This window comes from Rhizorhabdus histidinilytica (assembly GCF_900167915.1).
Lineage (GTDB): Bacteria > Pseudomonadota > Alphaproteobacteria > Sphingomonadales > Sphingomonadaceae > Rhizorhabdus > Rhizorhabdus histidinilytica.
In genome coordinates this window covers 19,708-38,714 of sequence record NZ_FUYM01000007.1, presented here as the reverse complement: position 1 = coordinate 38,714, position 19,007 = coordinate 19,708, and the positions used below count along the sequence as shown (strand labels likewise).

Below are 19,007 nucleotides of genomic sequence, written 5' to 3'. Positions count from 1 at the left end.
GGCATCGCTATGCTGCGGATCGTTCAGCGCCGTCCGATCATTCGGCGGCGGCTTCGAAGCCCATCACGGCCTTGGTCTCGAGGAAGTCGTGGAAGGCATAGGCGCCCCATTCACGCCCGTTACCCGACTGCTTGTAGCCACCGAACGGCGCGGCAAAATCGAGGCCCGCCCCGTTGAGGAATACCTGCCCGGCCCGGAGCCGTTGCATCACGCGGCGCAGCTGCGCGGGCTCGGGACCGGACAGATAGGCCGCCAGCCCATAGGGCGTGTCATTGGCGATCGAGATCGCATCCTCCTCGTCCGCATAGCCGAGGATGGCAAGGACCGGCCCGAAAATCTCCTCGCGGGCGATCCGCATGTCGTTGGTGACATCGGCGAAGACCGTCGGGCGGACATAATAGCCCTTTTCGAGCCCTTCGGGCCGGCCTGTGCCGCCGGCGACAAGGGTTGCCCCCTCATCGATTCCCGCCTGAATCAGGTCCTGAATCTTGGTCCACTGGACCTGTGACACAACCGGCCCCATCCGCGCGTTGCTGTCGGGTGCGCCGACCGAATAGGCTTCGGCCGCCGCCCTGGCGGCGCTCTTCGCCTCGTCCATCCGCTTGGCCGGGACGAGCATGCGGGTCGGCGCGTTGCACGACTGGCCCGCATTGAGCATCATGTTCTCGACGCCTGCCGTGACGGCCGCGCCAATATCAATGCCGTCGAGCAGAATATTGGGGGACTTGCCACCCAGTTCCTGATGCACACGCTTGATCGTGGGCGCTGCGGCACGGGCCACCTCGATTCCGGCGCGGGTCGATCCGGTGAATGAGACCATATCGACGCCAGGATGTGCGCTCAGAGCGGCGCCGACACCCGGACCATCGCCATGGACCAGGTTGAACACGCCCGCCGGCACGCCCGCGGCATGCATCACCTCCGCGTAGATCTGGCCCGAGAACGGCGCGACCTCGGAGGGCTTAAGCACCATCGCGCAGCCGGTGGCGAGCGCAGGCGCGACTTTGCAGGAGATCTGGTTCAGCGGCCAGTTCCACGGTGTGATGAACGCGCAGACGCCGACCGGCTCCTTCACCACATGGCTCGACCCGATCGAATGGTCAAACTCGAAGGTCTCGAGCACCTTGCGGGCGTTCTCCAGGTGGATCAGGCCGAGCGAAACCTGCATTTGCTCGGCAAGCCAGGCGGGTGCACCCATCTCCTCGGTGATCGCCGCGGCAAGATCGGGCATGCGCTTCTTATATTCGGCAATGACCGCATCGAGGAGTTTCAGCCGATCCTCACGGCTCGTCTGCCCGAAGCTTTCAAAGGCACGTTGCGCTGCCTTCACCGCGCGATCCACGTCGGTTTCATTGCCCAGCGCGATACGGCCGGCGACCGCCTCCGTTGCAGGATTGATCACGTCGAGCCGGCGGTCGCTGGCCGGAGAGACCCAGGCGCCGTCGATATAGAACTGGACATAGTCGCGCATGTGTCTCTCCTTCGGAATTCAAAAGGGGAAATCCGCGACGATCCGCCGCGGGCTCCCCACCAGGTCAGAACTTGATGCGGGCTTCGGCACCGATCACGCGGCCTTCCGAAAGCCAGCCGACATTGCCACGCCGGCCCGGCGGCACCGGCGGCAGCAGTGCATTCGGGATCAGCACCACCAGCCCCGAAAAAGCGTGGTTGGTGAGGTTGCGGCCATAGGCGGTGAGCGTCAGCCGCTCATTCACATCCAGCGCGATGCTGGCATCCAGGCTCTGGAAGCTGTTCTGACGCGAGAGGTTGTCGTCGGTCGTGTACGAGGCATCGCGGAAAGCGAAGTCGACACGGTTGCGCAGGGTCATGCTGCCGATCGGGAGATTATATTGCGCGCCCATACCGTAGGTCCAGGGCGACAGGCGAACGAGCTTCAGATTATAGTCGGTCTGGTTGATCGTGCCGACCGGTTCGCCGGGTGCGTCGTAAGGGCTGAAGCGGATCGTATCGTACTGGCCCTTCTGATAGCCGAAATAGCCGTTCAGGCGCAGACGATCGGTAACGATGAACTGGCCCTCGAACTCGACGCCCTTGATGGTGGCATCGCCGATGTTGCGGGTGTCGTTGACCACGCCGGCCGCGCCGGGGGTGGTCGTGACGCGGATCATGTCGTCGACCTTGTTGATGAAACCGGCGAGGTTGACGCGCATGCGGCGGTTGAACAGGTCGCCCTTGAAGCCGAGCTCATAGGCTGTGGTCGCTTCCTGATCCCAGCGCAGCGCCTGGGCGGGCGCGGTCTGACGGCTGGTGAAGCCACCGGCACGATAACCGCGGCTCCACGAAGCATAGACCTGTGCCGCCTCGGCAATCTCATATTTGATGCCGATCTTCGGCGACCAGCTGTCCCATTTCCCGCGCAGATTGGGGAAAGCGTAGACGCACTGGCCGGTCAATGGATCGCACGTATCCGCTGCAGCCGTGAAAAGGCCGACGTCGGCATGCTTCTTGTCATAGGTGTAGCGCAGGCCCGCGGTGACCTGGAGCTTGTCGGTAACGTCCCAGTCACCCTGGACGAAGGCCGCGTAGGTCTTCGCTTTCTGACGCGCGCCGTAGCTGCGCGGCGCGAAATTGGCGACGGTGCGCAGACGCCGGGTCTCGAGCAACTCGATGTCGGACTCGAAATAATAGATGCCGGCCGTCAGATCGAGCGAGTCGAACAGACGGATGGCGTAGCGCCCTTCATGGCTGAACGACTTGGTGGGATTGGTATAGTTGATCTGATAGTCTTGGATCGGCGTACCGGCCGTGTCGTAGTCGGTCTTGATCTTGTTATCGCGATAGCCCGTCACCGTGGTGATGGTGCCTGCCCCGACCTGCCAGTTCACCTCGGCCGTGATCTGATCCCATTGCAGACGGGTGCCGCCCGCGTGATCCTGCGCGAAGTTGAAGGTGTGCCGGTCGTTGAAGGCATAGTTCTGAAGGGGCAGACCCTTCGTGGTCGACTTGCCGTGCTCGTAGCGCACGATGACGTTGATGTCGGGTGTGGGATCCCATTCAATCGTCGGGCGGATCAGCCAGGTTGTGCCGCGGCCGTAATCCGACCCGTCGAAATCATTTTTGAACCACCCATTGTCGTGATTGTAATAGCCGGCCAGGCGCACCTTGAGCGTATCGGTCAGCGGGCCCGAAATGGCGCCGCCGATCTTATACTCCAGACCGGTCTCCACCGACGCCTGGGCAAACCCTTCGAATTTGTCGGAGGGGCGGCGGCTGCGGACCAGCACCGCGCCGGCGGTCACGTTCTTGCCGAACAGCGTGCCCTGCGGACCGCGCAGCACCTCCACGCCATCGACGTCGAAGAAGTCAGTGATCACGCCGAGGACGCTCGGCATATACATGCCGTCGATGAACACGCCGACGGGGCTTTCCAGGGTCGGCAGCGTCGACCCCATCGACACGCCGCGAATGGTGAAGGCGGCGGTACCCTTGGCCGCGCCAACCTCGTCGAGCGACGCGTTCGGGATCGAGCCGGTCATCTGCGCCAGATTCTTGATCTGCGCATCCTCAATACGGGCGCCGGAGATCGCGGATATCGTCAGCGGCACGGACTGCAGCGCTTCCGCTCGAGCCTTTTTCCGAGCGGTGACGACGATATCCTCGAAACCGCCCGAGGTGATAGCGACGGCCTCTTCCTCGGGCGCGGTGGCGGTCTGGGCATAAGCGGGGCCACTCACGGCCAGCGCGAGCACCACGGACATAGCAAGACGACTGCTGTTCATCATCTATCCTCCCCAACGGACGGCCTGGAAAGCCGCCTTCTCCTAACCGGCTGAAAATATGATCAGCCTCGAATATTTTTTAAAATAACAAAGAACATTACTTACATAGTCGTAAAATAAATCGCCGACTTTCCGTGATTTCGGACGGACTCATTCTTATTTTCAACATAGGCTAAGGGATAATTTCGCAAATATCCACAACCAACAGTCTGGATCGACTATCCACTCGTCGCCTTTTCACCGGAATATTCGCTATTCCGGCAGAACCAGAAGGCCTAGTTCGTTCGCCATCGCGTCGACATTGATCGGAACCCACCAATCTTGCTTGAAGCCCGCAAAGTGCTGCTTGATGCAAACGATGATCGCCGACTTCTGCTTTTGATCGATCGTTCCGTCCCGAGCGCCCTCGTGCACGAAGTCGCGGAAGCGTTCGATATAGGCGACCTGATCGTCGAGCAGCCTGGTCGAGCCGGTGCCGCCATGGCCGGAGTAGAAACACCGTGCATCGACGTAGCGCCGTTTCACGTCCTCGAGCTGGTCGATCCATTCCTGGGAGCGCTGTTCGACGACCCAGGCGTGCACCCCGTCATATATGAGGTCGCCGGCGATCATGTCGCCGCTGCCCGGCACCCAGACCACGCACAGATCGGGCGCCTCCCCCGGGCCCAGCGAGTCTATGACGATGTCGGCGCCATCGACCGAGAGAACATGGCCACCCTCAACGATCCGGTTCGGATAGATCGTCTCTGCCGGATAATCCGATCCGTACATCGGCAACCATTTTTCGCGAATCCGATCGGCACATCCGCGCATTCCGTCGGCCACCGCCTGGGTCGCCATGATCGGCACATCACCGAAGCCCTCGGTCAGTATCTGCGTGCCGTTGAAATGATCCGGATGCGAATGCGAGATGATCACCCCGACCAGCGGCTTGCCGATCGCGTCGATAATCGCGCGAACCTGCCGCGCCGGCGTGGCGAGAAACTGGGTGTCCACCGCGACGATCGAGCGCTCGGTCTCGATCAGGAAGCTGTTTGTGTCCATCTCGCCCGGAGTCGAGGTGAACATATGGACCTTGGGGCGGGCCATGGCGCGGGCGCTCAGTGGAGGCTCGACGAGGTCTGGAGCGCGGGCGCAGGCTCGAACTTCGAGCGAAGCAGCTGGCCAGGCAGCCGTCCCTCAGGATCGACCACGTCCTCGCCATTCTGGCGGATCAGCGTACCGTTGACGATCACCGCCGCGACGCCGAGGCCATCCGAGACAAGCCGCTCACCGCCGCCAGGCAGGTCGAAGATGCGACGGAGAGGACCATCGCCGACCGTTTCCGGATCGAACACGACCACGTCGGCCGGGCGATCGACCATCAGCCGGCCGCGATCCGCCAGATTGTAGAGATCGGCGGGACGCGAGGTAAGGAGGCGGACCGCCTCCTCCAAGCTCAGGACCCGCTTCTCGCGCACCCAGCGACGCAGCACGAAGGTGGGAATGCAGGCGTCGCACAACTGGCTTGCATGGGCGCCTCCGTCGCCGAGGCTGATCAGCGTGTGCGGGCTGTGCAGCAGCGGCTCGACCCGGTCCTCGAGATGGTTGCCCAGCGGCATGCGGAAGCGAATCTCAAGGTTGCTTGCGATGGCGAGATCGAGCGCCACGTCGATCGGGTGAACGCCGCGCTCCTCGGCGACCTCGCCGAGGGTGCGGTTCTCCAGGGCGGGATCGTTGCCGCCGTCGCCGATCTCGGTCTTGGCAATCGCGCGGACGAAATTCTCGGTGCCTCCGTCGATCTCGGCGCGGAAAAGCTCACGGAAGGCCGGGTCAGCGTAAATCTCCAGCTTGCGCGCATCGTCGGCAACGCGGACTTCGCTGAACGCCTTCATCCCGGTGAACAGCATTGGCGCACTGAACTGATAGGCGAAGACCATCGGCTTGGGCGAGAATTGCGCCGCGATGCTCAACCCCCGCGAGGCGAGGTGCGCGGTCTGGGCGAGCTGCTCTTCGTGATCGGACTGGAACAGCACCTCGCTCGTGATCAGCGGCGCCCAGGAGATCGTCGCGTTGGTGCGCGAGCCGATCTCTTCCAGATCGACCAGGGTGATGCCCTCACCGATATTCGGCGCGAAGATCGCACCGGGGAAATCCGCCAGCACGTCCGCCAGCGCCCGGGTCTCCTCATAGGCGGCAAAGCGGCTGGCGACCGGCAGGCCCTTATAGCCGAAGTGGGCTCCGCCATAGGATGTCGAAAAGCCCACCGCGCCGGCACGCATCGCGCTGCGGATGATGTCCTGCATGCGGACGACCTCGTCGTCAGTGGCGTGACGCTGGATCGCTTCCTCACCCATCACGTAGAAGCGGGTGGCGAGATGGCCCACCAGCACGCCGGCATTGATGCCGAGACCGCGCTTCTCGAGCGCGTCGAGATATTCGGGAAAGCTCTCGAACGGCCATTCGCCGATACCCTGGCGCAGGCAGTCCGGGTCCATGCCCTCGACCCGCTCCAGCGACTGGACGATGATCTCGCGATCCGCTGGGCGGGTCGGCGCGATGCCGAAGCCGCAATTGCCCATCACCACCGTGGTGACACCGTGCCACGGCGAAACCGATAGCAGACGGTCCCAGAAGACCTGCGCGTCATAATGAGTGTGGACGTCGACGAAACCAGGCGCGACGACCTTGCCGGAAGCATCGATCGTCTGACGGGCCGGCTCGTCAACCTTGCCCAGCGCTACGACCCTGCCGTCCTTGATTGCGACGTCGCCGCGGTAACGCTCGCTGCCGGTGCCATCGATGATGTCACCGCCAATGATCTTTATGTCGAGCATGCACGTCCTCCCCTGTTCGGCCCGCCTTCCGACGGTCCGTGACAGAACATGGAATGGATATCGGGGGCCGGGCGGCGGGATGCAGCCCGGCGCCCTAATTCAGACCTTGAGCTTGTAGAGCTCAGCCGTGTTGTCGTGGAGGATGTCCTTCAGGATATCGAAGTCCATGTCCCGCGTCTTGTCCCAGAGCAGCTCCTGGCTCATCGGCCAGGTCGAGTCCGAATGGGGGAAGTCGTTCGCCCACAGCAGCCGCTTGGTGTTCACCTGATCAGTCAGCCGGAAGGCGACCCAGTCGTCCTGGAACGTCATATAGACATTCTCGCGGAAATATTCGCTCGGCAGCTTCGAGAGCTCCTTGCCCTTCATCCAGTGGCGATGCCGGTTATAGGCATGATCCATCCGATACATATAGTGCGGCGCCCACCCGGCGTCGGCCTCGACCGTGACCACCTTCAGCTCCGGATTGCGCTCGAAGACGCCCGCATAGATGAACATGCCGATGATGTCCTGACACGCCCGGATGATCGCCTGGAAGCCGTTGATCTTCGGCCCTCGCGATGCGCCGCGATTCAGCGCCTGATTGCTGTCCGTCTTCGACGTCAGCACGTGGAAGCTCAGCGGCAGATCCAGTTCCACCGCCGCGCGCCATACCGGCTCGTAGATCGGGCTGTCATAATCTTCCTGCGCGGGCACGCCCGGCATCATCACGCCGACGAAGCCGGCTTCCTTGATTCTGCGGAAATCCTCGATCAATTCCGTCGGCGACCGCGCCGCCGTCTGGCCGATGCCGAAGATCCGATCAGGCGCGCCCGACACATATTCCTGCAACCACTGGTTATAGGCCTGGAAACAGGCATGCTTATAGTCTGCGTCCGGATGATTGCAGATCATCATGCCCACCGTCGGATAGACGATCTCCGCCGCGACTCCGTCGCGGTCCTGGTCCATCAGGCGCTCCTTGGCGTTCCAGCCGCCACGGTGCAGGTCCTCGAACCGCGCGCCGTCCATCCGCATCGTCGTCGGGTCCTGGCCCGCCGCCGCGATCAGCGCCATGGGCACGATGTCCGGCAAGCCGTCGATGATATAGAGATCACCGCGTTCCTTGTCGTGCACCACATGCGGCGCACGGTCCCGGAACTTCGGATCGATACGGTCGATGTAGCAGCCGGGCGGCTCCGTCACATGCGAGTCCGCCGAAATCGGCTTCAACCGGGCTATCGCGCTGATGTCCGTGATCGCGTTCATGCTCTCTCCACTCCGGGAGGCCTTGGCCTCCTCCACTTCTCTGTCACGCTAACTATCCATCACACCACCCAACCACTCCACTACCCAACGTCCGTTTCCACTAGCCGACCGTCGCGTACCGCGAATTTTTCTCGGAAATCCGCGAAAAAATAAGGCCGCGACAATCCCTGTCGCGGCCTTCTGAAGACTGAAATCGGGACGAACGGTTCAGTGGAGACCGTACCACTCCTTGAAGCCCTGCGAGAGCAGCGCCGCCTCGACATCAGGCTTGAGCTTCAGGTCCCTGAGCGACTGAATCGCGTTGGGAAAGCCGTCGCCATGCGGATAGTCCGACGCGATCATCAGCTTGTTGGGTCCCAGATATTCGGCAAGGACCGAGATGGACCGTTCGACCGGTTCGAAGGACATGTAGCACTGCCGCTGGAAGATCTCGCTGGGCCTGGTCGTGAGGCCGGTGTCGTTCATGCCGACATCGTCGAAATGGCGATCCATCCGGTCGATATAGCCGGGCATCCAGGTCGCGCCGCTCTCGACGAAGGCGACCCGGAGCTTCGGGAATTTGTCGCAGATGCCGGCCATCACGAAGCTGGTCGCAGCGGCCATCATCTCCGCGGTGTGGACATAGCAATGTTCGACCGAGAAGCTGTGGCACTTGGGCGGCTTGCCGGGCCCGCCGGTGAAGTTGACGGTCTGCGCGTCGAACCGGTCCATGCCCAGATTGTCCGAACCGGCAAGGCCATGGACGGCGATCGGCAGGTCGAGGTCCTGGGCCAGCTCCCACAGCGGATAGAAATAGGGATCGTGCAGGCCGCGGCCGAGCACCGGATTGGGCCGCACGGTCGCGGCGTTGAGGCCAAGTTCCTTGGCGTTCCGCATTTCGCGCAAGCTGCCCTCCAGCGACAAGGTGGGCATCAGCGCCGCGCCGAACAGCCGATCGGGATAAGGCTTGCAGAAGTCGGCGACATAGCGGTTATAGGCATTTGCCACCGCTTCCTGCCGGTCGGGATCGATGATGCCGTGGATCGCGCCGAGCGCCATGGTCGGGAACAGCACGGTCGCATCGAAACCCTCGCGGTCCAGCCATTTGATCCGCTCGTGCGGATCGAAGCCGCCTTGCTCGCCGGCGTGATAGGATAGATCGGAGGCAACCTCGCCGGTGCGCGCGCCGAAAGTGACCGAGGTGTTGACCCCTGGCTTCAGCGGCCGCGCGAAATCCTTGATCATGATCCGGTCGTCGACACGGAAGTCGGCGCCGCCATCGGGACGCACGGTGATCTTCGGGCAGGTGTCACGATATTTGGGGTCGATGTAGTTTTCCCACAAATCCCCCGGCTCGGTCAGGTGGCCATCGGAGTCGATCGCCCTCAATTCCCTTGCCATATTGCTCTCCTATCTTGCGATTATCGTCGTCAACCGTGCGCGCTGCGCGCGATCGCGACAGTCTTGGGTCGGATATATTCCTCGATGCCGACCTTGCCGCCCTCGCGGCCATAGCCGCTGAGGCCAAGCCCCCCGAACGGAGTATCCGGTTCGACCAGCGCGGCGCCGTTGACGAACACGCCGCCCGCGCGCAGCTCCTCGGCGACGCGGTGGACGCGGTCGAGATCATGGCTGTGCACATAGGCCGCCAGGCCATATTCGGTCGCGTTGGCGATACCGATCGCCTCCGCTTCATCGCGGAACTTCAGGATCGAGAGCACCGGCCCGAACACCTCGCGCTGGGCGAGCTGGCTGCCCGGATCGACATCGGCGAATATCGTCGGCTCGACATAGGCGCCTCGGGCGAGGTCGCCGCCGGCGCGCTGACCACCGGTCACCAGCCGCCCGTCACTGTCACGAGCCGCCCGTTCGACGACGCCGAGAATCCGGTCGGCGGCGGCGACGTTGATCACCGGACCCATCACCATGGCGGGATCGAAGGGATCGCCCATCGCGATCCCGCGGGCCTTCTCCACGCAACGCCCGACCATGTCGTCGTAAACGTCCGCATGAACGAGCAGCCGGGTCGGCCAGGCGCAACCCTGCCCGCTGAGGATCGCGAGGCCCAGGGTGGTGGCATGGGTGGCCGTCGCGTCTAGGTCGGCATCGGGAAAGACGATGTTGGCGGACTTACCGCCCAGTTCGAGCAGGGCAGGCTTCAGGACTTCGGCACAGTTATGCAGGATCGCGCGTGCTGCGGTCGGACCGCCCGTGAAGCTGATCTTCTCCACCTTGGGATGGCGGACGAGCGCCTCGCCGGCTTCGACGGCACCCGGCAAGATATTGCAAACGCCATCGGGAATGCCCGCCTCGCGCACACATTGCGCGAACAGCTCCGCAGAGAAGGGCGTCAGTTCCGAAGGCTTCAGCACAACGGTGTTGCCCGCTGCCAGCGCGGGACCGGCCTTCATCGCCAGCGAGTTCATCGGCCCGTTCCAGGGGATGATCGCGCCGATCACGCCGAATGGCTCGGGCAGAGTATAGCTGAAGTCGCGGCCCTGCAGGAAGGTGCCCGTCACGCCACCTTCTAGCTTGTCCGCCCAACCAGCATAATAGGACAACCAGGCGCGCGCGCCGTTCGCCATCTGGGTTGCGACAGAGATAGGGGTGCCGTTTTCGAGCGCGACCAGCGCCCCGAATTCGTCGGCGCGGGCGAGGATGAGGTCACCAAGCCTCAACAGCATGTCGCGCCGTTCCGAGGGCTTTCGGCGGCGCCAGTCGTCGAAGGCGCGCGACGCGGACTCGACCGCCTCAGTGGTTTCCGAAACGCCGGCCAGCGGAATCTCGGCCTGCACTTCGCCATTATGAGGATTCACATGACGAAAGACCCCACCCGACCCGCTGTCGCGGGCCTCTGCGCCGATGTGCAACTTGACCGGCAACGGCTTGCGCGGATCGCTTCTCGCCATGATGTCTCTCCTGTCCCTGGGCATCATCCAGAGCGCCTAGCTGCGGTAATGGCCCGCCTTTGGGCGGGTCCGTGATCACCGGCTCCGGGACGTGCGTAGCCGCGCGCCGATGCCCGTGATCGCATTCACTTCTCCACCCCAAGGTGGCTTTCAGCCCCTCCGCTTCTCCGTAGCCTCATCTATCCATCACGGCATTCAGCGGCTCCACTACCCAACGTCCGTTTCCACTAGCCAAGCGTCGCTACGGCTTGCCCCCGCGATGACCGCTCTCGATCTGGTTCCGGCGCAAGAGAGCCCGGCGGAACGAAAAAGGGGAACTTCCTATCGCGTCCCGCGCGAGATAGGCGGTCGCTCCCCGCCTTCGGCTGCGACGTTACGACAATAGATTCCTGATTTCCCTGAGCAGGGCGCGCGCCGCAGGCGATTGCGAACCCCGCTTGCGGAAAATCACGCCGACCTGGCGTGTCCAGACACCCGTCGACAGGGGAACACGCACGAGCCGGCCGCTGTCGAGCTCGGCCTTGATCAGGCTTTCCGGCAGGAAGCTGAGGATATCATATTCCAGCAGCATCGACCTCGCGAAGCCCGCCGAGACATATTCGATAATGGCTCGGGGCGGATGCCGGCCAGCCGACAGGAACATCTTCTCGACATGCCGCCGCAGCAGATCGGGCCGTTTCGGCAGCATCCAACTGATATCCGCCAGTTGATCGAGGCTAACCTCGCTCTGGGCGATGATGGGATGCGAAGCGCGCGCCACGACGACCGCCTCGTCATTGGTGAGGCATTCCTGGCCGATATCCGGATCGACAGACGACGCATCGAGGGTCACCAGGGCAAAGTCGAGATCCCCGCGCAGGACCATAGGGATCAGGACATCGCTATAGCCTTCGAACACCGAGATCCGCAGGTTGGGCCGGTCGGCAAGCAACGCCGCGACCGCGCGGGGAACCAGGGAGGCGGCGAAGGTCGGGCCTGCTCCGACATGGACGTGGCCGGCCTCGGTGCCCTTCAGTTCCTGGATTTCGGTGACCGCCCGCTGGAGCTCGGTCATCACGACCCGTGCATGCTCGAACAGCGATGTGCCGAAGGTCGTTAGATCAAGGCCGCGCGGGTTGCGGTCGAACAGTTTCACCTCGAGCAGTTCTTCCAGCAGCCTGATGTTCTTGCTCAAGGCAGGCTCGGAAATGTTCAGCACCTTTGCCGCCCGCCCGAGCGAGCCATTCTCCACGACCGCCAGGAAGTGGCTGAGCTGGCGACTGCTTGGCAGAATCAAGAACCATCCTCCCCGTGGCGTTCATCCCTGCATACTACAAGGCGTCACGGGAAGGCGCGCGGATTTCCGGGGAGGTGCGCGCGGCCCGGCATCCTGGCGGGGAACCCGGCTGGACGGGGCTTGCCGGTCGTCCCTCCCTCAGCGGGCGAGCGAGAGGCAGATGTTGCCCATGATATCGCCGCGTTCGAGCGCATCGAATGCTTCCGCCGCCTCCTCATAGTCAAACAGCTTGCCAATCACCGGCACGATGCGGTGGCGTTCGATGAAGGTGAACATCTCCCTCGCTATCGCCGTGCTCCCCGCCGCGATGCCCTGCACGCGCAGCAGCCGCGTGAAGACCGTCCGGCTATTGAGCGTCAGGCTGTTGTTCGCCGCTCCTCCGACCAGGCTGATCACGGCTCCGGTCCGCGCTGCCTGCACCGCTTGGCGAAAGTCATGATCATCGCCATGATCGATGATCACATCGGCACCGCCCGCGAGGCGGCGGACTTCCGCCCCCCAATCAGGCGTGCGACCGCGGTCGATCAGATATCTGGCGCCGAGTTGCCGCATGGCGACAAGCTTTTCACCGCTTCTGGATACCACCGCAACGTCCGCGCCCGATGCCAGCGCGAACTGGGCCGCGAAGGTGGCCACGCCTCCCGTCCCTTCGACGACAAGAAGCTTGCCGGGACCGAGCGGCTCGACGCCCGCGGTAACGGCCGCCCACGCCGTCAAGCCGGCGCAGGGAAGCGACGCCGCCTGATAAGCGTCGAGATGGGCAGGCACACCCGTGATCACCGACGCGGCGGGGACGAGGCAATATTCCGCCGCGACCCCATCGGCAGGGCCACCGAAGGCCGGCCTCATCACCGTTTCAGGGGGGATCCCGTCCTTCCAGTCGGGAAGGAACAGGGAGATGACAGGACTGCCGATCTCAAGGCCAGCGACATCGCTCCCCACGGCCGCCACATGACCGGCCATATCCGAGCAGGGGATGATGGGGACCGCAGGCCGCCCCGGATGCTGCCGATTGAGGAAGGACAGGTCCCGCCGATTGAGCGAAACCGCGCTGACCTTGACGACCACTTCCCCTTTACCGGGAACGGGCATCGGCCTTTCAGTGAAGATCAGCCTGGGATCGCCAGGCGCGGTATTGACCAGAATGGCGCGGATCGTCATTTTGAGGTCCCTCCTCGTGCCACATCCTCAGTCACGTCCCCCAGGCGGGCCGTCGCGCTGATACGGTCCACGCCAACCAGATTTTCGGACGACATCGTCTCCTCCTCACGTCGATATGATCGCAGGGGTGCTAGGCCAGTCGAGGCACCGGCCAGCCTTCAAATCGGCGCCGCCGGCCTTGACCAGAGCTTAGGTCCGCGGCGCTTGTCGCAACGACCAGCGATGCGGCCAATATTCCCAGCACCCTCCCTCGGCTGCTAGCGCATCGGCGAAAACATCGTCGGCAGCAGAATGCGGGACTCCATGTCTACCAGCAGTGGACGGATGAGTGACGACACATCCTTGAACTCGTCGCTGCGCGACCGTTCCACGGCCTGTGCGCGTACCTGCGCCCTTTGCTCGAAGCTGTCATATTTATAGAGAGAGATGATCTGGTTCAGGCGACCGATCTCGGCCTGGAACTGGGCAACCATATGGGCCTTGATAGGCGCTACCATCGCATTGCCCCGCGCCTCCATGACGTCGAGATAGTTCGGCACGCACTGCGCCGCGATAGAATAGGTCCGCATCTCGTAGAACATCCCAACCTCCCCGCAACAGGATTGAGCCGGTGCATATTGCCTGCCGGCCGGCGGCCACCCATTGCTTTTAGTTCGCGGGCGGTTCCCAATCCGACATGGCGGACATCAGCGGGCGCAGCTGCTGGACGATCCGCGGCGTCTGCCGGTGCATGATGCCGATGGAACGGCGCCAGGGCAGCCCCGCGATCGGCAACACGCCCAGTTGCCCCGATGCGATCTCGAGCTCGACGAGGTCGCGCGGAAGGATCGAGATCGTATCCGACATCTGCAGGGTCGCGCGGATCAGTCCGATAGATTCGGTTTCGAGATCGGCGCGCGGCACGGGTATTCCGATCAATTGGAACACCGGCCCAAGCTGGCGCCAGAGTTCCGAATCCCGCGGCGGCAATATCCACGGACAGGAGGCAATGTCCGCACCGGCGACGGTGCCGCGACCGGCCAGAGGATGGGCGCTCCGTGCAAGCGCCACGAGTTGATCGCTGTACAGTGGCGATGCGACGAGGCCGGCCGGAATGGCGACATCGAGCGGCCCGATGATCGCATCGATCGCGCCATCGAGAATGAGCGGGAAGAGCGTCGCATAGGCTCCCTCCTGCACGATGAACCGAATATCATTCCCGGCCTCCTGCAGGCGCAGCAGGCTCCGGGGCAGCCGCCAGGCGGCGATGGTGGGGCCGGTGCCGATGCTCAGCAGCCTGCGCTCGTCGTGCACCATGGCACCAATTTCCCGTTCGGCCGCGGCCGCCTCGGCACGGATGGCCTTTGCACGATCGGCCAGGGCGGCCCCGGCCGTAGTGGTCTCGACACCCCAGGGATGACGCACAAGGAGTGCGGTCCCCGCCGCCGCCTCCAGTTCGCGAATGGTCCGGGACACTGCGGACTGGGCGACGTTGAGAAGCTGCGCGGCGCGCGAAATCCCCCGCGCCTCCACGACACAGAGGAAGGTCATCATGTGCGGCAGGCGCATCGGTCACCTTTCTAATTATCAGATGGCATCAAGCGATCATTATATTTGACCATATCTGCCAATTTATCATGTTTTCCGTGAGGAGAACGCAAATGATCCAGGACTCAGATATAATCGAACAATTCGATAGAGATGGAGCAGCCGTGCTGCGTCAGGCCGTGTCCGCCGACTGGGTGGAGAAGCTTCGCGCGGCCGCGGAGGAAGCCTTCGCCCATCCCAGCCAGTTCGGACGCTCGCATACGCCGGAGGGGGCCGCGGGCGGAGAGTTTCGGGTGGACCGCTTCATATGGCTGGACCACCCGGTCTTTCGGGACTTCGTGCTCGAGGGCGGGCTGGCCGCGCTCGCCGCGAAGGTGCTGGGGAGCGAAAGGATCAATTTTTTCTACGACCATCTTTTCGTCAAGGAACCGGGCAGCGTGGAAGCCACGCCGTGGCACAACGACCTTCCCTACTGGCCAATACGAGGATCGCAGATATGCTCCTTTTGGCTGGCATTGGATCAGGTGAGCGAGCGCAGCGGCGGACTTCGCTATGTGCGCGGCTCACATAAATGGAACACCCTGTTCCAGCCCGTGGCGGCCAGCGACAAGGACCGTCACGAATGGGAAGGTTCCACCTTCCAACCTCTTCCCGACATCGACGGCAACCCGGACGCCTATGAGCTGCTGTCCTGGGATCTGGAGCCCGGCGATATCCTGATCCACCACGGCCTCACCGTCCATGGAGCCTTCGGCAACAGCACCGTCGACCGTCGTCGGCGCGGACTGGCGACGCGGTGGACAGGCGACGACGTCATCTACGACCCCCGTCCCGGGACCATGGGCCTTCCTGTCGACCCCGGGCTGGTGGCGGGCCAGCCGCTGGATAGCGCATTATTCCCCCGGATGATCGGGCCGGCGCCGGTCGCGGGGTAAGACCGCACCATAAAGTTTGGTACCAGCGACGAAAATCTAATCCCCCATGACACCACGACCCGGCAAGTCTGCCCCGACCTGATGAGGAAGGACGAGACGTGGAGCCGGACCAGCATGTCCGTGAAATCGAGTTGTTGCGGACGGTAAGGAGCCTGTTCGCGCCCTGCCGTCGCAGCAACCGCTCATCGCGGACATGCCGCCGACCATGGTGATCACGGCCTTCTGGGGCCCGTGCAGTCCGGAACCCGGGACAGGGCCAGGACAGGGCACCGTTCATGACCTTGCGGACGTCCCGCCGGTCCGAACCGCGCTCAAGAAGGAGGCGATGAATTCTCATGTTGATCGAACAGCGAATCTACAATGTGAAGCCGGGGGCGTTGCCCAGGTTTCTCGACCTTGTCGAACGCGAGGAACTGCCGCTGCTTGGTGAGGCCGGAAAGCATATCAGCGGCTATTATTTCACCGAGATCGGTGAGCTCAATGCCGTCATCGGCCAATGGAAATGGGATTCTATGGACCAGCGCAAAGCGGTCCGCGATGCGATGATCGGCCGCTTCCTCGCGGCCGGTCTCGATAGCCGCCTGCTGGGCCTCACGGTCTCGCAAAGCAACCAGCTCTGGCAGGCCGCGCCCTTCTTCGACGCGGACAAAGGAAGATTGCGCTGATGCGCGCCGGGCCAGCTGGCTCGGTACGCTCTGCACTATCACCCTCCCACAACGAAACCGAGCAGAATCGATGACCGAAGCTTATCTGATAGCCACGAGCCCGAACGTGAAATCCCCCGAAATGACCAGCTACGCACAGGGTGCCGCACGCCTGCTCGCCCAGTTCGGGGCGGAGCGGCTGGGTGCGGGACCCATTGCTTGTCTGGAAGGCAAGGTGGACGGGGAAATAGGCATATTGCTGCGCTTTCCGTCGCGGGCGGTTCTCGACGCCTTTTGGTCGTCGGCGGAATATCAGAGCCTGAAGCGCCTGCGCGAAGGACTGGATTTCCGGATCTTCGTTCTGGACGGCATGGCCCAGGCACGCCCCCATCCTGAGCCGGCTCCGATCGCCGGATAACCCGGCCGGCACCAGATGCCGCAACATCCTCGGCGATCAGGCGGAAGCTCCAGATCGCCGAGGATGTTGCATGTCCGGATCATCAGCTTCGCAGCCCGCGGGCACTCCCACAATCGCAAGCCGACGCACGCCACCCCGGTGGCGTGCGTCGGCCGCGACCGTCAGAAGCGGATGCTGGCTTCCACGCCCAGCTCCCGACGTTCGCCCTGGAACTCGTTGCTGATGCCCAGTGAGCCGGCGCCGCCCGACAGGTCGACCGAGCGATAGACGGCATAATGCTTGTTGAAGATGTTCCGTCCATAGACGGCGAATTCCAGGCGATCGTTGATCTTCAGCGAACCGCGCGCGTTCACCAGCCCATATCCGGGCTCGAGGCTGGTCGGCGAGAAGATATTCTGCCTGGACTTGTAGGCATAGTCGATACGCACGGTTCCCTGGCCCAGGCCGGGCAGGTCACGGCTATATTGTCCGCCCATCGTCACCGTCCATTCGGGCGCGTAGGGCAACCGGCTCGATGTCGTCAGGCCGATGCCGGGCAGCAGGTTGCGGTAGCGCGAATGGGTATAGCCCACGCCCCCATTTACAAGCAGCCCCTCCGCCGGCTTTGCCGTCAGTTCGGCCTCGAAACCGTAGAGCCTCGCATCGCCGGCGTTGCGGTTGCTGAAGAAGCCGTTCTGCAGGGCCAGAATCTGGATGCTCCGATAACTGGTATGGAAAGCAGCGAGGTTAAAGCGCAGCCGCTGGTCGAACATGTCGACCTTGGACCCGGCTTCGATCACCTTCGCCTTTTCGGGATCGAAGGAGATGAGCTGGTTGGCCGCGCGCACGCGCGCATTGAAGCCGCCGCCGCGGAAGCCTTCCGAATAGGAGGCATAGAGCAGCCAGTCCTCCTGCGCCTTCCATTCGACTCCGATCTTCGGCGTCACCGCGTCCCAATGCCTTTTGGCGAGCGTATCGACGACGGTGGTGAACACGCCGCCGCGTTGATCCTGGTTGAACACGTCCATGGACTTGTCGTCGCGGGTCCAGCGCAGCCCCCCCGTCACGCTGAGTTGCTCGGTGATGTCGAAGCTCGCCTGGCCGAACACGGCATAGCTCTTGGTGTGCGGGGCAAAGTCCCGGAACCGGAAATAATTGGGCCCAGCGACGGCGAAGGTAAGCCGCTGCAGTTCGTGGATCTTCTCGTTGAAATAATAGCCGCCAACCAGCCAGGTAAGGCGATCGCCGAACGCCTTGCCGAAGGCCTGCAATTCCTGGCTCAGCTGCGACTGCCGTTTGCGCGTAATCAGATCGTACAGGTCGAAATCGGACCCGTCATTGTCCACCGGGGCATATTGGCGCAGCCGGCGATAGCCGCTGATGCCCTTCAACGTGAAGGCGCCGAGATCAAGCGCCACCGTCGTCGCAACGCCCCAGGTGTTCAGCCGCGCATCGTTGTCGACGATCGACGAATAGCAGAGGCTGCGGTTGGGAGAAACGCGGTTGTTGGCGCCGGCCGGCACCCCGGCGCTGGCGGGGTTGAACCCGGTGGTGAAGCTGCACTGTGCCGTACCCCGACGCCGGGTCGCATCGACGGTGGTGTCGATGGTGAGATTGGACGTAGGCGTGAAATGGAACGCCGCGCGTCCTGCGAGCACCCTAACATCGCCCGCCCGTCCGCCGGCCGGCCCGATATTGCGGAACGCGCCGTGGATATTCTTGGTGAGCAGGCTCACCTTCGAGGTTAGCAGGCCCGGTGCGATCGGCGCGTCGACGGACAGCGATCCATCGATCCGCGATCGTTCGCCGACCCGCAGCAAGGCGCGGCCGCCAAAGCTGTCGGCCGGCTTTCTGGTTGTGAGGCTCACGGCGCCGCCGATCGTATTCCTGCCGAACAAGGTCCCCTGCGGACCGCGCAGCACCTCCACCCGATCGAGATCGATCAAATCGAGCGCCGCACCCGCCGTTCGCCCCAGATAGACGCCGTCGACATAGACGCCGACACCCGGCTCGACGTTGGAAAACGCATCCTGCTGCCCGATGCCGCGGATGAAGTAGTTGCCGTCGTTGCTCGATACGGTGCCGGAGCTCGACGTCAGGTTCGGCGTGAACTGGGTGATGTCGATCAGGTTGGTCACGGCGCGATCGGCGAGCGCCTGGCCCGAGATGGCCGTGATCGAGATCGGCGTGTCCTGCAACCGCGTCTCGCGACGCTCGGCGGTGACGATGATATCCTCGATCTTCCCCGTGTTCGAGACTCCTCCCGCGTCCGCATCCTGCGCGAATGCGACGCCCGGCAGCAGCGTCAGGGCCGAAATGCCGATAAGCAGATTTTTGGTATTCATTGCTTTGCCTCCCTCTCGCGGAGGAGAGTGGCA

General features: G+C 63.4%; 15 protein-coding genes. 3 read left to right on the top strand and 12 right to left on the bottom strand.

The window, feature by feature from the left end:
* Positions 1–37: 37 nt before the first annotated feature.
* The 11 genes from B5X82_RS15780 to B5X82_RS15730 form a co-directional block, all read right to left on the bottom strand.
* Complete coding sequence (locus B5X82_RS15780; RefSeq protein ID WP_079649139.1) at positions 38–1,471, bottom strand: aldehyde dehydrogenase family protein; 1,434 nt, start codon at positions 1,469–1,471, stop codon at positions 38–40.
* A 64-nt stretch (positions 1,472–1,535) separates the two neighbouring features.
* Positions 1,536–3,743: a TonB-dependent receptor gene (locus tag B5X82_RS15775; RefSeq protein WP_079649138.1), complete on the bottom strand. Its 2,208-nt coding sequence runs from the start codon at positions 3,741–3,743 to the stop codon at positions 1,536–1,538.
* Between the two features lie 249 nt (positions 3,744–3,992).
* A complete protein-coding gene (locus tag B5X82_RS15770) occupies positions 3,993–4,829 on the bottom strand; it encodes an MBL fold metallo-hydrolase (RefSeq protein WP_079649137.1) in 837 nt (278 codons plus the stop codon).
* An 11-nt stretch (positions 4,830–4,840) separates the two neighbouring features.
* Entirely contained in the window at positions 4,841–6,556 is a 1,716-nt protein-coding gene (locus B5X82_RS15765) for an N-acyl-D-amino-acid deacylase family protein (RefSeq protein WP_079649136.1), read from the bottom strand.
* Positions 6,557–6,655: 99 nt separating this feature from the next.
* Positions 6,656–7,801 carry an amidohydrolase family protein gene (locus B5X82_RS15760; protein WP_079649135.1) on the bottom strand — a complete coding sequence of 382 codons (1,146 nt, stop codon included), beginning with the start codon at positions 7,799–7,801 and terminating at the stop codon, positions 6,656–6,658.
* A 207-nt stretch (positions 7,802–8,008) separates the two neighbouring features.
* Entirely contained in the window at positions 8,009–9,181 is a 1,173-nt protein-coding gene (locus tag B5X82_RS15755; RefSeq protein WP_079649134.1) for an amidohydrolase family protein, read from the bottom strand.
* A 29-nt stretch (positions 9,182–9,210) separates the two neighbouring features.
* Complete coding sequence (locus tag B5X82_RS15750) at positions 9,211–10,689, bottom strand: aldehyde dehydrogenase family protein (protein WP_079649133.1); 1,479 nt, start codon at positions 10,687–10,689, stop codon at positions 9,211–9,213.
* Positions 10,690–11,062: 373 nt separating this feature from the next.
* Positions 11,063–11,965 (bottom strand): LysR family transcriptional regulator, encoded by a 903-nt coding sequence (locus B5X82_RS15745; protein ID WP_079649132.1) that lies wholly within the window; start codon positions 11,963–11,965, stop codon positions 11,063–11,065.
* 138 nt (positions 11,966–12,103) lie between these two features.
* Positions 12,104–13,126, bottom strand: coding sequence for a zinc-dependent alcohol dehydrogenase family protein (locus B5X82_RS15740; protein WP_079649131.1), 1,023 nt, complete (start codon positions 13,124–13,126; stop codon positions 12,104–12,106).
* A 257-nt stretch (positions 13,127–13,383) separates the two neighbouring features.
* On the bottom strand, positions 13,384–13,707 hold the full coding sequence (locus B5X82_RS15735) for an NIPSNAP family protein (protein WP_079649130.1): 324 nt from the start codon (positions 13,705–13,707) through the stop codon (positions 13,384–13,386).
* A gap of 67 nt (positions 13,708–13,774) precedes the next feature.
* Positions 13,775–14,674 (bottom strand): LysR family transcriptional regulator, encoded by a 900-nt coding sequence (locus B5X82_RS15730; RefSeq protein WP_079649129.1) that lies wholly within the window; start codon positions 14,672–14,674, stop codon positions 13,775–13,777.
* Positions 14,675–14,742: 68 nt separating this feature from the next.
* On the opposite strand from B5X82_RS15730, the gene B5X82_RS15725 reads away from it, so the two are divergent.
* The 3 genes from B5X82_RS15725 to B5X82_RS15715 all read left to right on the top strand — a co-directional run bounded on the left by B5X82_RS15725 (position 14,743) and on the right by B5X82_RS15715 (position 16,650).
* Positions 14,743–15,588 (top strand): phytanoyl-CoA dioxygenase family protein, encoded by an 846-nt coding sequence (locus B5X82_RS15725; RefSeq protein WP_079649128.1) that lies wholly within the window; start codon positions 14,743–14,745, stop codon positions 15,586–15,588.
* A gap of 335 nt (positions 15,589–15,923) precedes the next feature.
* Complete coding sequence (locus tag B5X82_RS15720) at positions 15,924–16,253, top strand: NIPSNAP family protein (RefSeq protein WP_079649127.1); 330 nt, start codon at positions 15,924–15,926, stop codon at positions 16,251–16,253.
* A 70-nt stretch (positions 16,254–16,323) separates the two neighbouring features.
* On the top strand, positions 16,324–16,650 hold the full coding sequence (locus tag B5X82_RS15715; RefSeq protein ID WP_079649126.1) for a DUF1330 domain-containing protein: 327 nt from the start codon (positions 16,324–16,326) through the stop codon (positions 16,648–16,650).
* 161 nt (positions 16,651–16,811) lie between these two features.
* Here B5X82_RS15715 and B5X82_RS15710 read toward each other — a convergent pair whose 3' ends face one another.
* Positions 16,812–18,974: a TonB-dependent receptor gene (locus B5X82_RS15710; RefSeq protein ID WP_079649124.1), complete on the bottom strand. Its 2,163-nt coding sequence runs from the start codon at positions 18,972–18,974 to the stop codon at positions 16,812–16,814.
* Between the last annotated feature and the right edge of the window lie 33 nt (positions 18,975–19,007).